The sequence below is a fragment of the Bacillus sp. FSL R5-0286 genome (genome assembly GCF_038593245.1).
Classification (GTDB): domain Bacteria; phylum Bacillota; class Bacilli; order Bacillales; family Bacillaceae; genus Bacillus; species Bacillus altitudinis.
Genome location: NZ_CP151977.1, coordinates 267,381 through 286,861, shown reverse-complemented (window position 1 = coordinate 286,861; position 19,481 = coordinate 267,381). Strand labels below are relative to the sequence as shown.

Annotated in this window: 19 protein-coding genes; 7 read left to right on the top strand and 12 right to left on the bottom strand. The window is 42.9% G+C overall.

Annotation, left to right across the window (positions count from 1 at the left end):
- Nucleotides 1-42: 42 nt before the first annotated feature.
- Nucleotides 43-480 (top strand): MarR family transcriptional regulator, encoded by a 438-nt coding sequence (locus NST24_RS01565; RefSeq protein WP_342462211.1) that lies wholly within the window; start codon nucleotides 43-45, stop codon nucleotides 478-480.
- A 21-nt stretch (nucleotides 481-501) separates the two neighbouring features.
- Here NST24_RS01565 and NST24_RS01560 read toward each other — a convergent pair whose 3' ends face one another.
- The 4 genes from NST24_RS01560 to NST24_RS01545 form a co-directional block, all read right to left on the bottom strand.
- Nucleotides 502-1,635, bottom strand: a complete 1,134-nt coding sequence (locus tag NST24_RS01560) for a zinc-dependent alcohol dehydrogenase (RefSeq protein WP_035390568.1) — start codon at nucleotides 1,633-1,635, stop codon at nucleotides 502-504.
- Nucleotides 1,636-1,796: 161 nt separating this feature from the next.
- The gene (locus tag NST24_RS01555) at nucleotides 1,797-2,819 is read right to left on the bottom strand and encodes a quercetin 2,3-dioxygenase (protein ID WP_159145358.1); all 1,023 of its coding nucleotides are present in this window, start codon (nucleotides 2,817-2,819) and stop codon (nucleotides 1,797-1,799) included.
- An 80-nt stretch (nucleotides 2,820-2,899) separates the two neighbouring features.
- Nucleotides 2,900-3,463, bottom strand: coding sequence for a TetR/AcrR family transcriptional regulator (locus NST24_RS01550; protein ID WP_024719023.1), 564 nt, complete (start codon nucleotides 3,461-3,463; stop codon nucleotides 2,900-2,902).
- 45 nt (nucleotides 3,464-3,508) lie between these two features.
- The gene (locus tag NST24_RS01545; protein ID WP_342462210.1) at nucleotides 3,509-4,993 is read right to left on the bottom strand and encodes an amidase; all 1,485 of its coding nucleotides are present in this window, start codon (nucleotides 4,991-4,993) and stop codon (nucleotides 3,509-3,511) included.
- 189 nt (nucleotides 4,994-5,182) lie between these two features.
- Here NST24_RS01545 and NST24_RS01540 point away from each other — a divergent pair, with 189 nt between their 5' ends.
- Nucleotides 5,183-6,796: a S8 family serine peptidase gene (locus NST24_RS01540; protein WP_342462209.1), complete on the top strand. Its 1,614-nt coding sequence runs from the start codon at nucleotides 5,183-5,185 to the stop codon at nucleotides 6,794-6,796.
- 37 nt (nucleotides 6,797-6,833) lie between these two features.
- On the opposite strand, the gene NST24_RS01535 is transcribed toward NST24_RS01540, so the two are convergent.
- Nucleotides 6,834-7,370: a DUF402 domain-containing protein gene (locus NST24_RS01535; RefSeq protein WP_242731469.1), complete on the bottom strand. Its 537-nt coding sequence runs from the start codon at nucleotides 7,368-7,370 to the stop codon at nucleotides 6,834-6,836.
- A 114-nt stretch (nucleotides 7,371-7,484) separates the two neighbouring features.
- Here NST24_RS01535 and NST24_RS01530 point away from each other — a divergent pair, with 114 nt between their 5' ends.
- Nucleotides 7,485-7,691, top strand: coding sequence for a hypothetical protein (locus NST24_RS01530; RefSeq protein ID WP_008342164.1), 207 nt, complete (start codon nucleotides 7,485-7,487; stop codon nucleotides 7,689-7,691).
- Between the two features lie 57 nt (nucleotides 7,692-7,748).
- Here NST24_RS01530 and NST24_RS01525 read toward each other — a convergent pair whose 3' ends face one another.
- The gene (locus NST24_RS01525) at nucleotides 7,749-8,285 is read right to left on the bottom strand and encodes a GNAT family N-acetyltransferase (protein WP_008342165.1); all 537 of its coding nucleotides are present in this window, start codon (nucleotides 8,283-8,285) and stop codon (nucleotides 7,749-7,751) included.
- Between the two features lie 211 nt (nucleotides 8,286-8,496).
- Here NST24_RS01525 and NST24_RS01520 point away from each other — a divergent pair, with 211 nt between their 5' ends.
- Nucleotides 8,497-9,714: a multidrug effflux MFS transporter gene (locus NST24_RS01520; protein ID WP_024719029.1), complete on the top strand. Its 1,218-nt coding sequence runs from the start codon at nucleotides 8,497-8,499 to the stop codon at nucleotides 9,712-9,714.
- Between the two features lie 13 nt (nucleotides 9,715-9,727).
- On the opposite strand, the gene NST24_RS01515 is transcribed toward NST24_RS01520, so the two are convergent.
- From NST24_RS01515 to NST24_RS01500, 4 genes are all read right to left on the bottom strand, one after another.
- On the bottom strand, nucleotides 9,728-9,898 hold the full coding sequence (locus NST24_RS01515) for a hypothetical protein (RefSeq protein WP_162835678.1): 171 nt from the start codon (nucleotides 9,896-9,898) through the stop codon (nucleotides 9,728-9,730).
- Nucleotides 9,895-10,482, bottom strand: coding sequence for a DUF1700 domain-containing protein (locus tag NST24_RS01510; protein WP_041091193.1), 588 nt, complete (start codon nucleotides 10,480-10,482; stop codon nucleotides 9,895-9,897). The genes NST24_RS01515 and NST24_RS01510 overlap by 4 nt, the downstream gene beginning before the upstream one ends.
- Nucleotides 10,475-10,792, bottom strand: coding sequence for a PadR family transcriptional regulator (locus NST24_RS01505; RefSeq protein WP_035703044.1), 318 nt, complete (start codon nucleotides 10,790-10,792; stop codon nucleotides 10,475-10,477). The genes NST24_RS01510 and NST24_RS01505 overlap by 8 nt, the downstream gene beginning before the upstream one ends.
- A gap of 691 nt (nucleotides 10,793-11,483) precedes the next feature.
- Nucleotides 11,484-12,314, bottom strand: a complete 831-nt coding sequence (locus NST24_RS01500) for a YitT family protein (RefSeq protein WP_025206673.1) — start codon at nucleotides 12,312-12,314, stop codon at nucleotides 11,484-11,486.
- 336 nt (nucleotides 12,315-12,650) lie between these two features.
- Here NST24_RS01500 and mmuM point away from each other — a divergent pair, with 336 nt between their 5' ends.
- The 3 genes from mmuM to NST24_RS01485 all read left to right on the top strand — a co-directional run bounded on the left by mmuM (nucleotide 12,651) and on the right by NST24_RS01485 (nucleotide 15,772).
- Nucleotides 12,651-13,589, top strand: coding sequence for a homocysteine S-methyltransferase (mmuM, locus tag NST24_RS01495; RefSeq protein ID WP_046526612.1), 939 nt, complete (start codon nucleotides 12,651-12,653; stop codon nucleotides 13,587-13,589).
- A gap of 46 nt (nucleotides 13,590-13,635) precedes the next feature.
- A complete protein-coding gene (gene mmuP, locus NST24_RS01490; protein WP_045034642.1) occupies nucleotides 13,636-15,039 on the top strand; it encodes an S-methylmethionine permease in 1,404 nt (467 codons plus the stop codon).
- A gap of 112 nt (nucleotides 15,040-15,151) precedes the next feature.
- Complete coding sequence (locus tag NST24_RS01485) at nucleotides 15,152-15,772, top strand: hypothetical protein (RefSeq protein WP_017360397.1); 621 nt, start codon at nucleotides 15,152-15,154, stop codon at nucleotides 15,770-15,772.
- A 346-nt stretch (nucleotides 15,773-16,118) separates the two neighbouring features.
- On the opposite strand, the gene NST24_RS01480 is transcribed toward NST24_RS01485, so the two are convergent.
- Both NST24_RS01480 and NST24_RS01475 read right to left on the bottom strand, forming a co-directional pair.
- Nucleotides 16,119-16,601 carry a hypothetical protein gene (locus tag NST24_RS01480; RefSeq protein WP_007498435.1) on the bottom strand — a complete coding sequence of 161 codons (483 nt, stop codon included), beginning with the start codon at nucleotides 16,599-16,601 and terminating at the stop codon, nucleotides 16,119-16,121.
- A gap of 108 nt (nucleotides 16,602-16,709) precedes the next feature.
- Nucleotides 16,710-19,376, bottom strand: a complete 2,667-nt coding sequence (locus NST24_RS01475) for a S8 family serine peptidase (RefSeq protein WP_342462208.1) — start codon at nucleotides 19,374-19,376, stop codon at nucleotides 16,710-16,712.
- Nucleotides 19,377-19,481 lie beyond the last annotated feature (105 nt).

Below are 19,481 nucleotides of genomic sequence, written 5' to 3'. Positions count from 1 at the left end.
TGATCGGAAAATGCGAATGCAATAGGAAAAGAGGTATGGAGAATGCAACATTTCGAGCTAGAGGCAAGTTTGTTAGACCATGCACTGACAAAGTATTTAAAGGCGACGAAACGAATAGATGAAGAGAATATCCCGAAAAACGTCACGAATGTAAAAGGGTTTATTTTACGCATCATCTACCGCCATCAATCATGTACTGTGAAAAATATTCTGCAGGAAGTTTCATTATCTCCCTCCGCAACAACAACCGCTCTCAATCACTTAGAAGATGAAGAGCTGATTATCCGCTCTAGAAATAACAATGACCGCCGTACGGTATGGATTACACTCTCTGAATCAGGTGAACAAATCGCCAGACAAATGATCGACAATCGTCAGCTGCTTGTCAATCAACTGTTCAATCACCTATCAGAAGAAGATAAAAAAACATTTTTTGAATTAATCGAAAAAATGATGGACGAGCGCACATTAAAGGCTTAGGAAATATCCTAAGCCTTCTTTTTATGGCTTTAAGATGACTTTTATACAATCATCTTGTTTTTCATTGAATATGTGATACGCATGAGCTGCGTCATCTAGCGGCAATTGATGTGTGATGATCGCTCTAGGATCAATTTCCCCGGTTGTCACTTTTTGATAAAGCTTTGACATGTACCCTCTCGCTGGCGCCTGTCCCATTTTCAGCGTGACGTTTCTTGCGAAAAAAGCACCCAATGGGAACATATTGTAAAGACCTCCATACACACCCGTCAGCTGAACAGTCCCGCATTTCCTCACGGCTTTTGTGGCAATTTGAATGGGCCCTATCGTTCCGCCTTGCAGCTTGAGCTTCTGTTCAATCTTTTCAAGCGGTGACTTTTTCCCATCCATCCCCACACAATCAATGACAACATCCGCCCCACCTTTTGTGAGCTCTTTTAGGGTTTCTCCCATGTCAGGGTCTTCTGTAAAATCAAATACTTCTACGCCGCTCATTCGTTTTGCATGGTGAAGGCGATAGTCTATGTAATCAACAGCAATGACCCGCTCTGCGCCCTTTTGCCAAGCAAATTGCTGTGCCATTAACCCAACAGGTCCACATCCTAGCACAATGACCGTATCCCCCTTTTTTACACCTGCGTGTTCTACACTCCAATAAGCAGTTGGCAGAACATCTGATAAAAACAGCAATTGTTCATCCTCTAACTCACAATCATCCGGCACCTTAAATGGTGTATAGTTTCCAAAGGGCACACGTAAATATTCAGCCTGTCCTCCGGGGTAATTCCCATATTTCTCACTGTATCCAAAAAGTCCGCCTGAATCATAATGGGGATTTGAGTGATCGCATTGACTTTCTAAATGGTGATGGCAATACTGGCATTGACCACACGCCACGGTAAATGGAATGACGACACGATCTCCCTTTTTCACCGCAGTGACATCCGGCCCGACTTCCTCTACCACCCCCATCGGTTCATGCCCAATCACATAGCCAATAGGAAGCGGGAAATTCCCTTGATATAAATGTAAATCTGACCCACAAATTGCTGTAGATGTTATCCGAACGATGACATCTTCACGATCTTGTATAGATGGTGCAGCTACTTCCTTTACCGCAATGCGGCTTTTCCCTTGATAGGTGACAGCTCTCATCTGCATTTCCTCCTTTAGTTCAAGTCATCATTTCTATAGCTTCACCTTGAATGGATGGTTCATGCATATGAATAGGGATGCTGTTCCATAAGGGAAAACAAAATAACCCGCCGATTTATTCAGCAGGTTGTTTACTTCAATATGTGTAACGCGTTACACAGCTATTTTTCTTCGACAAACACCAAATCATACTGAGCAGAGGTCTCCCCACCCTCCATCATGTTCCCTTCCTGTATAAAATAAGGGCACATACCTGGACTTTGTGCTTCTTCAAATTGTTCAAACACTTGCTCAATATAGCCAGGCAGCAGCAAAACCAAAAATTTATTTGAATGAGACACTAATTCATACGAGTGAACGGTATTCGGAGGAATATAAGCAAAATCCCCCGGCATCAAGCAAATATTTTCTCCGTTTAACTGAAGATTCATTCTGCCTTCAACACAATAAAGTGCTTCTGTATGCACTTCATGATAATGCGGACGTAAGCCTTTTCCCTTTGTCCCTTCAATCACAAAATAACTGAATCCGCCTCCTGTTGTTTCTGTTGTCGCAATCAGCTCATGAAGCTGACCTTCGACCATGTATTGCTTTCCTTCACCAGCCTCCAGCACATATGGCTGCACTGCGCGCGGGAGCTGACTATGAAACAAAACAGCTGGCTTGGTTGTATTGGATAGCTCCCTAATGCCGTGCATCAACATGATATCGCTTTCTTTTTCAGCCTGATGAAAGCTGTCTGCATCAAATGGGTGATCAGTCATCGGCCATTCATTCTGCAACAGCCTCTTTCCGATTTGCTGATAGACATCTGTCATTTGCCCGCCCAGTGCATAAGAAATAAATCTTGTTTTGTGACTATGCATTCTATAGCCATGAATTGTTTTGGGCGGAATATGAATATAATCACAGGCCGTCACCATATACTTTTTACCGTCCAGTATCACTTCCAGCTTCCCTTCCAGCACAAAGATGGTTTCAAATAGCGTCTCATGACAATGCAGCGGAAAGTAAGCACCTTTCCCACCTGTGATTAAGACAAGCTCAAACAGTTGATTTGTTTGATTTGCTTCTGCCAGCACATGTACAAGCTGATTTTCCAAACCATACAGCTCCCCCGAACCGGACACGGTATAAAAAGAGGTATCTTCGGATTGCTTGATCGATTGTGGTTGCTCCGACATCCCATCACTCCTCATGACTAATTGACTATCTTTATTATATAGACCAATTGATATAATAGATAGGCAATATGCGAGAGATTTTACTCTTCTCGCATAAATAAGTGTCTAAGGTAACATTTTACGTGCTCTAAAGGTGTCGTTTGCTTTAATGCAGTAGTCATTGATAATCCGCCGATGACCATTGAATGAAGGAGAGATGCCCGCTCATCCGCTTTTGTTTCATCATATCCGCTATTCATCAACTTTTCTTTGACAAGCTCTTGCCAGCGAATCATTTCTTGTTTACATGCAGCATGAAGTTTTGTATGTTCAGGTTTTGACTCTGCCGCCAGTAAGACAATCGGTATCCCTCTTTCACTTTCTTGCTCCATAAAACCCCGAATGATATTTGTCATAAAATGATCGACGGCGACATATGGGTCATCAGAATAGGCAAAACTTTCTTCAATTTGATCGATGACCCTTTGACTAATATATTCAACGGCTGCTATGGCTAGCTCTTCTTTTCCATTTGGAAAGTAATAATAAAGAGATCCTTTCGGCGTGCCGCTCTCTCTAATGATTTGATTCAACCCTGTCGCATGATACCCCTGTTTACGTAAAAGAAGTGCGGCCGTTTGAATGATTTTGTCCTTCGTACTCACGTGTGACACTCCTTTCCTCCATAGACCAACGTCAATGCCATTGTATTATTGATTCAGTAATGGATGCGTTCCTTTCCATAATGAGGATGATTCTATTTCTGACGCCAGTCTGAGCAGCCAGTCCTCTTTTCCTTTCGGTGCTGTCACCTGTACGCCTAAAGGCATGCCTGCTTCTGTGAGATGAACTGGCACACTCATAGATGGCTGGCCGGTTAGGTTAGCCAGCTGTGTAAATGGTGTGTAGGTCAAACTCTTGAGGAACATTTCATAAATCAGATCCTGCTGTGCTTGCATTGAAAGGGATGACACACGTAACAATGCATCAATTTCTTGATCGTTATGCATCAGCTCGCCAACCTTTGGAGCCGAATAGGCAGTAGCTGGGGTCACATATAGATCGTAGGTTTGATGAAATGCGGCCATTTTTGCAGCGGCCATATCCCATGCATCAAGACTTTCTGTATAAGCAGCAGCCGTCACATTTTTTCCTGCTTCCGCCAGTACCCATGCCACAATATCTGTCTCCTCCGGCTTCACCGGACGCCCGAATGAACGAGCCAGAGAGGTAAATAAGGCAGACATTTCACCGCTGTTCATGACGTAATATTGCTGCATCAGATGGACACCATCAATGTCCGGCTTCACTTCTTCTATTTGATGCCCTTGTTCACTCAGCCATTTCACAGTGTTCAAGACTGCCTGCTTTGCTTCCTCACTCACCTTCGTGCCTACTGGAGAGTCTACACTGTAAGCAATTCGCATAGAAGAGGTTCGTTTCACCAAATCCTCCTGATAGCTGCCGTCATATAATGGCGTTTGGAACGCAGCCTCTGGCTGAATGACTTGAAGCAAATCAAGCAGGGCTGCACTGTCTCGAACTGTTTTTGTGAGCGTAAAGTCAATGGAAGCTCCTTGCCACTGCCTTCCTGCACCCGGGCCGACCGGTGTTCTCCCCCTTGTTGGTTTGAGTCCAAATAAACCAGTAAAGGATGCCGGAATCCGAATAGACCCTCCGCCATCACTCGCTCCACCCGCAGGTACGATGCCGCTTGCCACAGCTGCTGCCGTCCCGCCGCTTGAACCGCCCGGAGAATAGTCAGCATTCCAAGGGTTTCTCGTCGGACCATATAAAAAGGGTTCTGTCACATTTCTCAATCCGAATTCAGGTGTGTTCGTATGACCGATCATGAGGAGCCCAGCCTGCTTCAATCGACGGACAAAGTGGGAATCTTTTTGCGCCTTTACATCCTTTAACAGCAAAGCACCCGCGGTCAAAGGTTCATGCTCCAGCCCCTGCGATATATTTTTCAACACAAACGGAACACCAGCAAACGGCTGATCCGCATCTAGTGACTTCATGTCTTTGAACACTTGATCTCGTCTAGTCTGAATCACCGCATTTAGTACTGGATTCACTTCTTCCAATCTAGTAAATGCAGCTTGTACAAGCTCTTCGGGCGTGACCTGCTTTTTCTGCACAAGTGACGCCAGTCCCGTCGCATCATACGTCATATACTCTTTTACATTCATCGGCATGTCCTTCTTTCTCATATTATGATCTCTCTATTGTCTACTAGAATTCTATGAAATTCAATTTCGGGATACGTGTGAAAAAAACTTTCTTTCTAGACTATGATTCTTCTAACCATCTACCTTATTTCTCCGATATAATAAAGAAAAAAAAGACGGAGGTCACCTCATATGCAAGGAGCCATTGCCTTGAAAAAGAAAATCGTCGTGGTCATCGCGTTTCTTCTTGCTTTGACAACTGCTTTGCCCTTCCATTCGCAGGCAGCTGCACCACCAAAAGAAACAGATGTCATCATCGTCTATAAAAATCAAAAAGGAAAACAAACGGCTATTCAAGAAAGTGAAAAAGTGAACGCTCAATACATACATCTTCCAGCTGTAGCAGTGACAGCAGATGAGCAAGCTGTCACCTCACTTAAAAAAGACCCAAACATCGCTTATGTTTCAAAAAACGTTAGGGTCAAACTCGCTGCTTCTACCGTGAAAAAAACGGCTGCTGCTAGTGGTCAGGATGCTTTGGTACAAAAATCTTATAACTTGCAGAAGCTCAATGTAAAGCAAGCAATCAAAGAAGGCGTGACAGGGAAAAATGTGAAAGTAGCCGTTCTCGATACTGGTATTTTCCCACACGAAGATTTAAAGGTAGCCGGTGGTAAATCATTCGTCGATTACACGTCTTCTTACAAAGATGATGAAGGACATGGAACACATGTCGCCGGTACAATTGGGGCGCTCAATAATGATTACGGTACGGTCGGTGTCGCTTCTGGTGTGAAGCTGTATGCTGTAAAAGTATTAGATAAAAAAGGAGAAGGCGACTTATACAGTCTGCTCCGAGGCATTGATTGGGCAATTAGCAATAAGATGGACATCATCAACCTAAGTCTAGGTTTTGAAGATAACATTCCGATTTTACGTTCAGCAGTTGATGAAGCATACAAAAAAGGACTGCTGGTCGTTGCTGCAAGTGGAAATGATGGAAAGAAGAATGGGATTAGTTATCCTGCCGCATACAATAGCGTCATTGCTGTTTCCGCAACGACTGACAAAGACAAACTCGCCTCCATCTCTAATACGGGGAAAGGAATTGAATTTTCCGCTCCCGGCGAGAACGTCATCAGTACCTATTTGAAAAACGAATATTGGTATGCCACGGGTACATCACAAGCGGCACCACATGTCACAGGGATGCTGGCACTGTTAAAACAGCTACATCCTAAGAAAACAAATGTTCAGCTCCGCACTTTATTGCGCAGCTATACAGTGGATCTTGGTGCAAAAGGAAAAGATCCACAATTCGGCTATGGCCGCGTGCAATATGTGCCGCAGTCAACCTTTTTAAAGGCTGCGACAAGCGCAGTCAAGACAGCCGAAACATCTAAAAAACAGACAGATGTTGATCAAGCCAAAACGAAAATTGGCAGACTCACTGCCAGCAAGCAAAAAACCGCACTCACTGACCGAGTCAAAAAAGTCCAAACAGCCATTGATATTCGTGACGCACGAGCGAAGGTCAAATCAGCTGAAAAAAGTAAAACCCAAGGCTCGATTAAAAGTGCCCAAACGGCTATTAAAAAGCTATCCAAAGGCAAAGAAAAAACAAGCCTACAAAACCGGCTCGACAAAGTCAAAAAACAAGTCGCCTATCAAAAGAAAGTGACAGATGCCAAACAAAAAGTCAAAAAAGCCGAAGCCAAACGAACAAAGAAAACAAAAGCAACCGCTCAAAGTGCGGTCAAACAACTAAAAGCATCTAAAACAAAAACTGCTTTACAAAAACGACTAAACCGGATCAAGGTTTGATAAAAAAACGATTCCTTTCAGCAAGGAATCGTTTTTTCTATTTCAATATCTTCTGAAAGAGGGTGTGATGATACTTCCCTTTCGCATCCAGCCTCACTTGATCGAGGATGTGCGCTAACGAATGGATGACATCACGGAGTGCTCGATGAACCGAGCCGTGTTCAAAGGAAGCTAAACTCTCCGGCAGTTCATCTTCATCCAAAACAAAGAAATCACCATTCGGAAGAACGAGTAGATCAATCAATAAATCTTCAAATATCACCACCCGTTCTTCAAACCATGTATGTCTGACGATATTCACATAAGAGCCAAGTTCATTGCCTTGATCATCCCGCCAAAAATAGACATTGTAAGGCCGGTCCATCCAATAATAGGCGGTCGTATAACTCCCTTTTGGAATCGTGACAGTGCCATCACCAGCAACCATTGTAAATGGTTCTTGAATTTTATGAAACAACACGACTTGCTGCTCCTGTGCATCTAACAGCTGACACGTATGTTCCACAACCTGATCATCGTATTTGATTTTTCTCTCAATGACGTCATCCCAAGAATTTGCATATAGCGGAAACAATCGGTCACAACCCCTTCTGCATCTACTTCTTATTCTAGTATACACTGCTTTCTTTTGAAGAAATAAAGGTTCACTGCTGCTGCGTATGGAAGACATATGGTGAGGTGAAAACAAATGAACGGAATCACAATCATCGAAACCGTAGCAGAACTCGGACAAATCATCTTGGTTTTTTGTGGCTATGCCCTTTACTGGCGGCTTGTAAAAACGAAAAGAGATCGAAAGCTGACCCCTTATGAACATGTGTTGAAATTCTTTGTCATGTTCGGATTAATCTCATGGTGCTTTTCATATATGGCACTGAACGTATGGGTATCATGAGAAAGAGGAAGAGCCCCGTCCATGCAGGACATGCTCTTCCTCTTCTTATGCAGCGTGTTATGAGCCAGCCGGCTGTTCTTTTTTGATCACATACTGATAGCTCTTCACATGCGTCCCATTTTGATTCACAAATTCTTTATCAAGTGCCCGTTCAAAGCCCATTCTTTCATATAAACGAATGGCGGCCTGCATTTTATCCGACGTATGAAGGTACAGGACGTTCTCGCCCCACGATTGCGTCAGTTCTATACTTTTACGCAACAAGGACTCTGCAATACCTTTTCCTCTCACATCAGGATCTACCCCTAAAAACCGGACAATCGCTGAAGTAATGCCCATCTCCGGCTTGTCATATGCCTGTTCTGATGATCGGAACATTTGAAGGGTCCCCACGACCTTGCCCTCAAGCTCGGCCACAAGCATCAACTCCATGTTTGGGTTATCTACAGCCGCTCGCAGGGCTGCAGAATAATTTTGCCAGCCTTCCTCTGTAAATTGAGGCTCATACTGTGCGTATGATTTGATCAGCACATGTGTGATCGCCTCATGATCTTCACTCACTGCTTGACGAATGATCAACTCTTGCTGCTCCATGCCAGCACCTCCTGTTTGTCTATGAATGGATATACGTATCATGCAATCACTGCATGCCGATGATCTGATTCTTTTCTCTACTCATTCAATGTAAAGAGTCTTCTTTTAAAGATCAATTATTTTGCACGAAAACTTCTTTGAAAATTTTGATTGAAATGGAAAGCTTGATTCATTATGCTGATTTGAGGACGTATACGAGGAGTGGCATCATATGAATTCTTTATCTTATCCCCAAGAATCGAAAAAAAATCGATTCCTCCTTGCCGCGCTTCTTGGCTCTTTAACAGCCCTTGCACCGCTGGCAATGGATATGTATTTACCTGCTTTACCTAATATCGCCCGTGACTTTGAAGCAAGCACGGCGCTGTCTCAATTAAGTCTCATGGCTTGTTTGATTGGACTTGCGCTTGGACAGCTGATTGCAGGTCCAATCAGTGATACAGTCGGCAGAAGAAAGCCGCTGATGGTTGGATTAATCATTTTTATTGCGGCCTCTCTTTTATGTACAGTGGTCACATCAATTTGGACATTCATTCTTTTAAGGCTGATTCAAGGACTTGCTGGATCAGCAGGCATTGTCATTGCACGAGCCATCGTACGAGATCATTATGAAGGCTCAGAAATGACGAAATTCTTTGCTTTGCTCATGTTAGTCAACGGAGTGGCTCCAGCAGCGGCACCGATCGTGGGCGGACAAATGTTACGGTTCACGACGTGGCAGGGTGTGTTTGTTCTGCTAGGAATCCTCGGGGCGCTCATGCTTCTAAGATCGATGTTTTCATTGAAAGAAAGCTTACCTGTGGAACGTAGACAGACTGGAGGCTTCAAACAAATCCTAGGTGCGATGAAAATTCTAGCGAGCGATCGACTCTTTGTCGGATATGCTCTCTCACAAGGACTTGTCTTCGCCGCCATGTTTGCGTATATCTCTGGATCACCGTTTGTATTGCAGGAGATTTTCAACCTTTCTCCGCAAGGCTTCAGCGCTGCCTTTGCGGTGAATAGTCTTGGCATCATCACAGCCGGACAAGTATTTGCCCGCGTTGCTGCGAAAATTGGTGAGGAGAAAGTCCTTCGCATTGGGCTGCTGACAGCTGCTTTAGGGGGCGTCACCTTGTGTGTGATGATCTCTATTGATGCAGGGCTTTATGGCATCCTCATCCCGCTCTTTTTTGTGGTCTCAAGCGTTGGGATTGTCGGCACGTCTGCTCCTTCTCTTGCGATGCAGCATCACGGTGCGCATGCTGGAAGTGCCGCTGCCCTCATCGGTGTGGCACAAATGCTTCTTGGCGCATGCATGACACCCCTTGTCGGCTTAGCTGGAAGCCAGACTGCCTTTCCCATGGGACTGATTATTATGCTCTGTGACCTTGGCGCACTTTGCTGTTATTTTTTCTTTGTTGCCAGAGCGAAAAAAAGACCCGCATAAGCGGGTCTTTCATTTATGGCTTGCTCCAATTGATCGTGCGGAACACATTGTTCTGGTCATTGTTTTGATATGCATCTAGATCAAAGCCTGAAAGTCCAAAACCAATTGCCATGACAATTCCTCCGGCAACGGTGAAGATGATCCCCCATTTGATGCATTGCTTTTTTAAATCATTCACGTTCATACTCTCACGACCTTCTTTTTAAACATTCCCATGAATGCCTTAGTGGTTTGAACAGTCACTTGCACAAATAGCTTTGTTAAATACGCCGTGGCTATGCCGCTTAATAATCCGACACCTAATAGAAGAATCCCAACTCCGATCTGCGTCACCACCACATGCAAACCATCCTGAAAAATAAATGGAGAACCAATGATACTCCAAAAACCACCGAGTAAACCAACTAGCGTCATTGTACCTGTCACGAGTGGAACGCACCAAATCACCATATACACAGAAAGAATCAGCAGGAAGACTGTTGCTAGAATGCTGCCCCATAACGGAAAGCCTAAAATGAGGATGGAGAGTCTTGTGGCTTTTTCTCCAAACGTCGGCACCTGAATGGTTTTGATTCCTTGTTCCTTTAAAATCCCTTCAGCAATAATGGCAGGCTGACCGACTTGATGAACTGCTTCCTGTTCACTGTAGCCATCTTCCTGATAATCCTCGATCATTTCATCGTAATACTCGATGAACCGATCACTTTCTTTTTCGCCCAGACGATGCAGATGCTTCTCCAAGCTGGCTAAAAATTCTTTTTTATTCATTGCTCTGTCCTCCAGAAATAAAGTCGTAAATCGCCATCACTTGATCCCATTCCGCTAAAAATTGCGCGATATGCTCCCGTCCGTTCCCAGTCATCCGGTAGTATTTTCTTAATCGACTGTTATGTTCCTGTGAATAGGTCTCCACATAATTGTTTTGCTCTAACCGCTTTAATATCGGATATAATGTCGATTCTGAAATCTCAATGCAATGGGACATATCTTTAATCATTTGATAACCATAGGAATCGCCTTTCTTTAATACCGCCAGTACACAGAATTCCAGTAATCCTTTTTTTAGTTGTGCATTCATGTTTACAACTCCTAACTATTTATACTATACAATACATAGTATGATGTGACAAGAGGTATCTTTTGCAACTTTTCACACTCAACGTCCCTATAAATTTTTCATACAGGAAGTTTCTCTTTCTTCAAGGCTTCACCTGATCAAGATAAATCTAGCGTGTGTCTATTGTAGACAACAAACATACACAGGAACGAATATCATAGGAAACAACTTATTTAATCTCTTTATTTTAAAGGGATAAGCTGAATTGTATGGAATTAAGAAGTTCATTCACAATGGCTTATCCTTATGATCATCATACTAAGTTTTACGAACACTCAACTCGAATTAAAGTGATGAGAACGGCTGAAAGTGGCTAGTTCTTTTCAACCCAACCAATACCGAATAATGGTAGACCTTAAAAAACGAGGAGCTGATGACCTTGAAAAAAATGTGGAGTAATTATCTCACTTTAGTCATTACACTAACTTTGTGTTATATCGTGTATTTGTTCATCTTCAAACAACCTTTTACCATTACACCCATCATTCTGTTTGTGGTGGGAGCCGCCATTGCTGAGTGTATACGTTTTTTCTTTCTGAAAAGTAACGAGAAAAAAGATGATACCTTGAAAAAATAGTCCCTTAAACATAAGATCACTCAACATATGAAAAGACACCCCCACTTTATAGTGGAGGTGTCTTTTTTTTACTTTTTATATATTCACAAATCCTTCTCCAAACACATCACGCACATCATGGACAACAACGAATGCGTCTCGATCAATTTTCTTAATGATTTTCTTTAAACGCATCAGCTCCTGTTTTTGAATGACTGCATAGAGAATTTCCTTCGATTCCTTCGAATAATGACCGCGACCGTTTAAAATGGTCACGCCTCGATCCAAGGTGTGATTGATTTCTTCTGCAATATCATCTTTGCATGAAGAAATAATCGTCACTGCTTTTTTCGTGTTAAGCCCTTCTATGACGAAATCCATCACCTTAGTCGCCACATACAGCATCACAATCGTAAACATTAATTTTTCCGCACCAATAATAAAGTAAGAAGCAAAAACAACAATCAGATCAAAGAACAAGATGGCGTAGCTCACGTTCCAGTCTAGATACTTATTCGCAATTCGCCCAAGAATGGCAGATCCCGCTGTTGTACCGCCCGCTCTTAAAACAAGACCAATGCCAATACCAATGATGATCCCTGCGAAAATAGAACCAATGATCAATTCATGGACATTCACCACCCATGTAGTGGTCAAATGTAAAAATAGAGAGTTACTTGCGACAGCTACCACTGTGTAGATCGTGGTCTTCTTGTCCAAGTATTTATACCCCACAAGTAATAAAATCGCATTCAACACAAGGTTTGTCAGCCACGGCGCAATCTCAAACATATAGTAGAAAATGATGGACAGCCCCGTTACGCCGCCTTCACCAAACTCAAGTGGAATGACAAACATGTTCACAGCTGCAGCAAATAAAAAAGAACCAACTAGAATCATTGCAATATCTTTTACACATTTTTTCAATTTCTTCTTTCCTCCTTTTCTAAGCATATAAAAAACCCTCTTTCTGCACGAAAGAAGACAGTCGTTGGACAAAATAAAAATCAAAAGACGGCGCCTTTTGATGAAGCTTTCTGAAATGAACCTTTCCATAATATATATCTCTTTTTAGAGGCTGTCAATGACTTGGTTTTCTATTATTTCAACTGTATGTTTATGCACTCAAACCCGCATGTTTTCAGGGTTTTTCCGTCGTATGATGCTTATTCCTCTCCTTGACAAAAACACTTTAGTCATTTAAACTACTGCCTCATATCATATCCATTATTTCCGATCGACAAAGGAGGCTGTTTGATTTATATGAATCCTATTCAAAGCCGTTTACAGGCTCACACACCTTTGATTTTAGATGGTGCACTTGCAACGGAGCTTGAACGAAAGGGCTGTGATTTAAACGACAGTTTATGGTCAGCCAAAATCCTCATTGAACAGCCAGAATTGATTCAGCAAGTACACTTGGACTACTTCCAAGCAGGTGCTGACTGTGCAACAACAGCCAGCTACCAAACGACGATTGATGGCTTTGCTGAAAAAGGCTACACAAAAGAAGATGCCATCGAATTAATGAAACGATCTGTCACGTTAGCAAAAGAAGCATGCGAGCAGTTTTGGCAGGATGAGACACATCGTAAAGAGCGGACAAAACCATTCGTCGCTGGATCTGTGGGGCCCTTCGGTGCTTATTTGTCTGACGGTTCAGAATATAAGGGAAATTACGGACTCACAGAACAGGCGCTCATTGATTTTCACAGACCAAGAATTCAAGCATTGGTAGAGGCTGGTGCAGATATTCTCGCTTGTGAAACCATCCCTTGTCTCATTGAAGCAATCGCTATCGCTAAACTGCTGCAGGATGAGTTCAGTGGTGTATATGCCTGGATTACATTTAGTGCAAAGGATGGTCAGCACATTAGTGAAGGAGATTTACTTAGAGACTGTGTACAAGCACTTGAGCCATATGAGCAGATCGCTGCTGTTGGCGTAAACTGTACACCGCCGCAATATATGTCTTCTCTTATTCAGGAGATGAAAAAAGGGACGAGCAAACCGATTGTCGTGTATCCGAACTCAGGGGAATTATATGATCCTGAGGAAAAGGTTTGGAGCGGCGATACGTCTCACCATACATTTGGTGAATGTGCGCAGCAATGGTATAAAGACGGTGCACAAATCATCGGCGGCTGCTGCCGGACGACACCAGAAGATATTACAGATATCTTAAAACAGGCAACATCGTAGCATCATGACTCAACACACATACTTCTAAGCAAAAGGGCGGGAAGACATGGAACAAGCAAAAGATCAGTCACAACAATATCAACGAAAAATGACAAGCCGTCACCTGTTCATGCTTTCTTTAGGTGGCGTGATTGGCACAGGACTCTTTTTAAGTTCAGGATATACGATCAATCAGGCCGGACCTGCGGGAACGATTTTGGCTTATCTGGTTGGGGCATTAATTGTGTACCTCGTGATGCTCTGTTTAGGTGAACTGTCTGTCGCAATGCCGGTTACAGGCGCTTTTCACACATATGCAACAAAATACATTGGGCCCGGCACTGGCTATACAGTGGCTTGGCTTTATTGGCTGACATGGACCGTGGCACTTGGTTCAGAATTTACAGCGGCAGGTCTTTTAATGCAGCGCTGGTTCCCGGACACATCGGTTTGGATGTGGAGCGGTGTTTTTGCGCTTCTCATCTTTTTACTCAATGCTTTTACAGTTAAGTTTTTTGCAGAATCGGAATTTTGGTTTTCTAGCATTAAAGTCATGGCTATTATTCTCTTTATTATTCTTGGCGGAGCGGCGATGTTTGGATTGATTCCACTAAAAGGCGGTGAGGCCGCTCCGTTCTTCTCTAACTTCACTGGAGATGGGGGTCTCTTCCCAAACGGCTTTTTACCGATTTTAATGACCATGCTGGCTGTTAATTTTGCTTTTTCGGGTACTGAGCTGATCGGGATTGCTGCGGGCGAAAGCGTCAATCCCGATGAGACCATTCCCCGGGCGATTCGCACGACTGTGCTGCGCCTTGTCCTGTTTTTCGTCGGAACGATCGTGGTCTTAGCCGGCTTAATTCCAGTAGAAGAAGCCGGGGTGATCAAAAGTCCTTTCGTTGTGGTCTTTGACCGCATCGGTATTCCTTATGCGGCAGATTTCATGAATTTTGTCATTCTGACAGCGATTTTATCTGCTGCAAACTCAGGGCTATACGCCTCATCTCGCATGCTATGGTCCCTTTCTGAAGAACGAACATTACCTAAAAAGCTGGCAAAATTGACGTCAAAGGGAATTCCTTTGAATGCACTCATTTTGAGTATGATTGGGGGCATTCTCTCTTTGCTATCGAGTGTCATCGCACCTGAAACGGTGTATCTGGTTCTTGTTTCAATCTCTGGACTTGCCGTTGTTGTTGTATGGATGGGAATTGCAGCTTCACAGTTCATGTTTCGCAAAAAATTCTTACAGGATGGCGGGCAGCTTCATGATTTATCTTTCCGAACCCCGCTCTATCCGGTGGTTCCGATTGCTGCCTTCCTCCTATGCCTTGCATCTGTGATCGGCATTGCTTTTGATCCAAATCAGCGTATTGCTCTTATATGCGGTATCCCTTTTATCGCACTCTGCTATGCTGCCTATTACATGACAACATGGATTCAGAAAAAACGAGAAAAACCTGGTGTATAGCACCAGGTTTTTTGTTTGTTCCAAAAAAGGATATCACTAGCAAAACAAAGACATTTTGGTATATGATAGGAATCTATGATTTTCAGGATGAATCAAGGGAGCTGTCGTTAATATGGAAATGACCATTACAAGAGCATTAAGTGAACTGAAAATGTTAGATAAAAGAATCAACCGAACGATTGATGAAGCTGTACTCGGTGGCTTGGTCATCGGGAAACATATACAGAACGGATTTCAAAATCAAGAAGAAGTAGAAAAAAAGGCAAAAGCAGATGACCAATCGATTCAAGCATTAATCAAACGCCGAAATGCCATTAAATCAGCCATCGTTGTGTCGAATGCTACGACAACGATTGAGGTGGCGGGTGTTAGCATGACCGTAGCAGAAGCCATTGAACGCAAGACATCCATAGATTACGATATTCGTTATTTACGAAAATTAAAAAAGGTCTACACAGAGCTGGTTGACCGGTCAGAACAAATCAATGAAGATGTGAAAAAGAGACTGGATCAACATTTAGAAACACTATTTGGGAAAGACGGAAAAACACAAGCCGCTGCCAACCAAGAGATCGTCAAGTCATTCCTAGCTGAAAATGAGGCGGCGATCATTGACCCTCTTCGTCTTCGAGTGAAGATTGAACAGCTTTCGAAAGAGATTGAAGATTTCCAAATGGAAGTGGATTTCTCCTTATCAGAAAGCAATACCTTGACAAAAATACAGATCGACTAGTCGATTTTGTTAGTGAGCCGAAAATCGATAGGACTAAACACCTCCGAGGGAAAGGTCATTCCCTCCTCATCTGATGATCATCTTAGGATGATCCATGATAAAAGCTCAAAGCTGAACGTTCAAAGCTGAAAGCTCAAGTATTCAAAGTTCTTATCCATCAAAGCTCAAGATGTAAAGCTCAATGCTCGATCGAATCTGGGAGAAACGGCTCATGAGTGTTTGTTTATCGACTCTTTCGGTTGCCGCCCAGCAGGTTTGCTAACAAAAAGAAAAGGATGTCACTAGCTGACATCCTTTTTTTCTATGAAAACGACAGGGCTTGCGCCAAGTCGCATCTTCTAGCAGATTAGTAACGTGATGTATATGCCAAATGGTACACACTTGTCACATTTGAAGATAGCGTGATGTCGTTTGAAGTGAAAGTCACTGGAACGATATCGTAGTAATGTGTAGACCAGCCTGCATTATTGTATGTACGGTAGCCTGCACCTGCAGGCACTTGAATCGTTAGTGAAAATTGTCCATTCTCGTCTGTTGTACCTGTCGCTGTTTGAGCATATGATTTGATTGCTGCTTCAAAATAAAGCTGAATTGGCTGATTCGCCATGAGTTGACCACTTGTGTCCTTTAATGTTCCTTTAAAAGTAGCTGGATAATATGAACCTACACGATATTTACTGCCAGAACCGTAATTGACCATACCACCGTCTGCTGCTGTGACGCCTGTTACTTGTACGGATGCTGGTACTGCTCCTGTTTCCTCTGCATGTGCAAAGCTTGGGAAAACGAGAAGCAATGATAGAAAGAAAGCAAACATGATTTTTTTCATCGATAAATCCTCCTTTTTTTTCCTACTATATTACTATCGACAGTTATTGTCATTTTTCCAGCAAAAAACAAAAAACTTCCCTTTTTATTCAAAAGGGAAGCTACAAGACTATTTTTTCACAACAACTTTCACTGCTTTACTTTCTCTTTTTCTCACATCTGAAGCCGTCACATACAAGACGGTTTTGGCTTTTTGCGGCTTGATTTTAGCCGTAAATGCGCCTTTGCTATTGGTTTTGACCGTTTGAATGACTTTCTTTGATTTGTTCTTCACCTTGATTGTCAAGCCTGCACCCGCAGTTCCTTTGACCGTTTTACTTTTCACTGTTACTCGATTCACCTTTGGCTTAGCTGGCGCTTTGCCCTTTTTCACGACCGTTTTGAGGGAAGTCGCAGCCTTTCCTTTTGACACCTTGATGTGAAGCACTTTATTTTTGTTTTGATGCTTGATCTTCACACTAAAGGTTCCTTTTTTGCTTGCCGTGCCTTTTCCAAGCAGGGTTTTGCCTCTATACACAGAAATGGCAGCGCCGGCTTTCGCCTTTCCTGTCACCTTTTGATGCTGATCTTCTACTTTGTTAACTGATGCGTTTAATTCAACAGCACTTAACGCGGCAAAAGCATTGAGTCTGCCATGTCCTGTCATCCAATCGATACCCGGAATTTTCGGATCAACAACAGGCTCGTCATATTCATCATAGAAAATGTCATCTGTTCCATCAACAGCTTTAAATGAAATATCATCCGCTGTATTTTGTAAAATATTTCTCACTTGATTTGGTTTCAGGGTTGGATTTTTAGAAAGCAGTAATCCTGCTGCTGCTGCAACATACGGTGTAGCCATTGATGTCCCGCTCAGGTATGAAACATTCCCATCAGGCATTAAGCTTGGGATATCAGACCCTGGTGCGGACATGCTTAATCCTTTCCCATAGCTTGAGAATTCAGCGGCAATATCCATGCGATTGCTTGCACCAACTGCCATGGCGTACTTGGAAGTCGCAGGATAACCCATTTCTGGAATGCCATCGTTTCCGCTTGCCACTACCACTAATACATTTTTTTGTGCAGCATAGTTCATCGCATATTCAATGACCTTGCTGTAGTAGCCGCCAAGGCTCATGTTGATGACCTTTGCACCTTTGTCCACTGCATGTTTAATGCCAAGAGCAATATGCTCTGTATCTCCATTTCCATACGCATCCAGTACTTTGACTGGGATGATACCTGTATGTTGGTTCAGCCCCGCCATGGAGTAATGATTATCGGCTTTTGCTGCAATGATACCTGCCACATGGGTACCGTGGCCATTGTCATCAATTGCATCTTTATTACGGCCGATGAGATTGGCACCTAAGTCTGTACGAACCGTTCCGCTTAAATCAGACAAACGGCTGTCGACACCTGTATCCACAACAGCGATTAACGTTTGCTTCATTTTGCTTGTGCCAATCAATGTATTCATTTGTTCAAACTTCACATCAGCGCCTTTTTTCCCACTGTTTTGGGCACTGTTTTTCAGCGGCCACTGGTAACCATACTGCGCGTCATTGCTGAGCGCACGATACGTTTGTACAGGCTCTGCAAATTCAACATTCGGCATACTAGAAAGCTTTCTCGCCGTGCTTTTGATCACAGCTTTGCCTGCTTTCAGCGTTTTGCCAGCTGATTCTTTCCCTGCCGGTACATCATAAACATACATTCCTTTAAATAAAGGATTTACTGACTGAGATGTCACACGGTTTTCTTGAATTCCGTAGCTTTTCATTTTCTTTTTTGCGGATTGAAGCGTTTGTCCATCCTTTAATTTAAAGATGATTTTGTTTGTGTTGACCTTTTCTTCTGGAACAAGCTTTTGTTTCTCTAATACATAACCGATCGATTTTCCTTCAAGCTGATCGATTCCTACTTTTTGCCCCACTGTTTCTAATTCCTTTTTTAAATAGGCTGGACTTGCCTCTTTGAGCATATCAAAAAGGGAACGGATCGCCTGTTGCTCTTTCTCTGTGACGATATGACCGCTGAATGCACCATTTTTCTCTACGTCATTCAGCAATGATTTTAATGTCAGCAAATGATTGTACACCGTTTGCTGCTTTTTTTGATTGTTGATGAGTTTAGATTTGAGAAACGGCTTTGTTTTTTGTAGCAGACGTGTAAGCTTCTGACCATCGGCTGTTTCATTGAATCGTTTGTCTTCGATCGTACGAATGGATTGAAGAATTTCACGTCCATGCTTTTTCTCAATAATGATGATCGTTGGCTCTTCTTCTTCAGGGAAAATCGGTTCAGATGGCGGAAGATTCGCACCTTTATACCCGATTGTATATGCTGCATCCTCTTCCTCATCACGGCTGTCTTCCTCTGAACCTAAATACAGCACTTTGACATAGTAAGGACCTGACCATGCATGCGGGAAGTTGATTTCTGTCTCTCCACTTGCTGTGTCCACACGATATCTCGAATAAGTGTCATCTTTTATCGCTCTATCCTTACTTGGGTAGACCGATACAGATAACACTTGTTTGCTTTTGACAGAAATTTGCATATGTGTATGTTTTGCCACATCATCTGCAGATGGCGTGATTTGGTACCATGACTCTTCTTTTTCATTCTGTAATGTACCTGAAATGACTTCACCATTTTTTAACCCAATGGCTTCATTGACACTTGTGCCCTTGCTAACTGCTGATGCCTCGTACCCAGGTAATGCAGCCATACATAGAATGATGGCCATGAGTACAACCACACAGGATTTGACCTGCTTTTTAAACATGAAAAGACCCCCTTATCTTTTACAATACCTTGGAAGAATATCACAGAATCCTTTTTAGTAGAATCTATTTTTGACATAATTAAACTCGTTTTAAGCTAGGATTTG

Bases quoted from the DNA above. Each gene is read 5' to 3' on its own strand.
- NST24_RS01560 (WP_035390568.1), bottom strand. From the start codon at position 1,635: ATGAGAGCTGTCACCTATCAAGGGAAAAGCCGCATTGCGGTAAAGGAA.
- NST24_RS01545 (WP_342462210.1), bottom strand. From the start codon at position 4,993: ATGAATGTAAAAGAGTATATGACGTATGATGCGACGGGACTGGCGTCA.
- NST24_RS01555 (WP_159145358.1), bottom strand. From the start codon at position 2,819: ATGTCGGAGCAACCACAATCGATCAAGCAATCCGAAGATACCTCTTTT.
- NST24_RS01565 (WP_342462211.1), top strand. From the start codon at position 43: ATGCAACATTTCGAGCTAGAGGCAAGTTTGTTAGACCATGCACTGACA.
- NST24_RS01510 (WP_041091193.1), bottom strand. From the start codon at position 10,482: ATGAATAAAAAAGAATTTTTAGCCAGCTTGGAGAAGCATCTGCATCGT.
- NST24_RS01530 (WP_008342164.1), top strand. From the start codon at position 7,485: ATGAACGGAATCACAATCATCGAAACCGTAGCAGAACTCGGACAAATC.
- NST24_RS01520 (WP_024719029.1), top strand. From the start codon at position 8,497: ATGAATTCTTTATCTTATCCCCAAGAATCGAAAAAAAATCGATTCCTC.
- NST24_RS01505 (WP_035703044.1), bottom strand. From the start codon at position 10,792: ATGAATGCACAACTAAAAAAAGGATTACTGGAATTCTGTGTACTGGCG.
- mmuP (WP_045034642.1), top strand. From the start codon at position 13,636: ATGGAACAAGCAAAAGATCAGTCACAACAATATCAACGAAAAATGACA.
- NST24_RS01485 (WP_017360397.1), top strand. From the start codon at position 15,152: ATGGAAATGACCATTACAAGAGCATTAAGTGAACTGAAAATGTTAGAT.
- NST24_RS01515 (WP_162835678.1), bottom strand. From the start codon at position 9,898: ATGAACGTGAATGATTTAAAAAAGCAATGCATCAAATGGGGGATCATC.
- NST24_RS01525 (WP_008342165.1), bottom strand. From the start codon at position 8,285: ATGGAGCAGCAAGAGTTGATCATTCGTCAAGCAGTGAGTGAAGATCAT.
- NST24_RS01480 (WP_007498435.1), bottom strand. From the start codon at position 16,601: ATGAAAAAAATCATGTTTGCTTTCTTTCTATCATTGCTTCTCGTTTTC.
- NST24_RS01475 (WP_342462208.1), bottom strand. From the start codon at position 19,376: ATGTTTAAAAAGCAGGTCAAATCCTGTGTGGTTGTACTCATGGCCATC.
- mmuM (WP_046526612.1), top strand. From the start codon at position 12,651: ATGAATCCTATTCAAAGCCGTTTACAGGCTCACACACCTTTGATTTTA.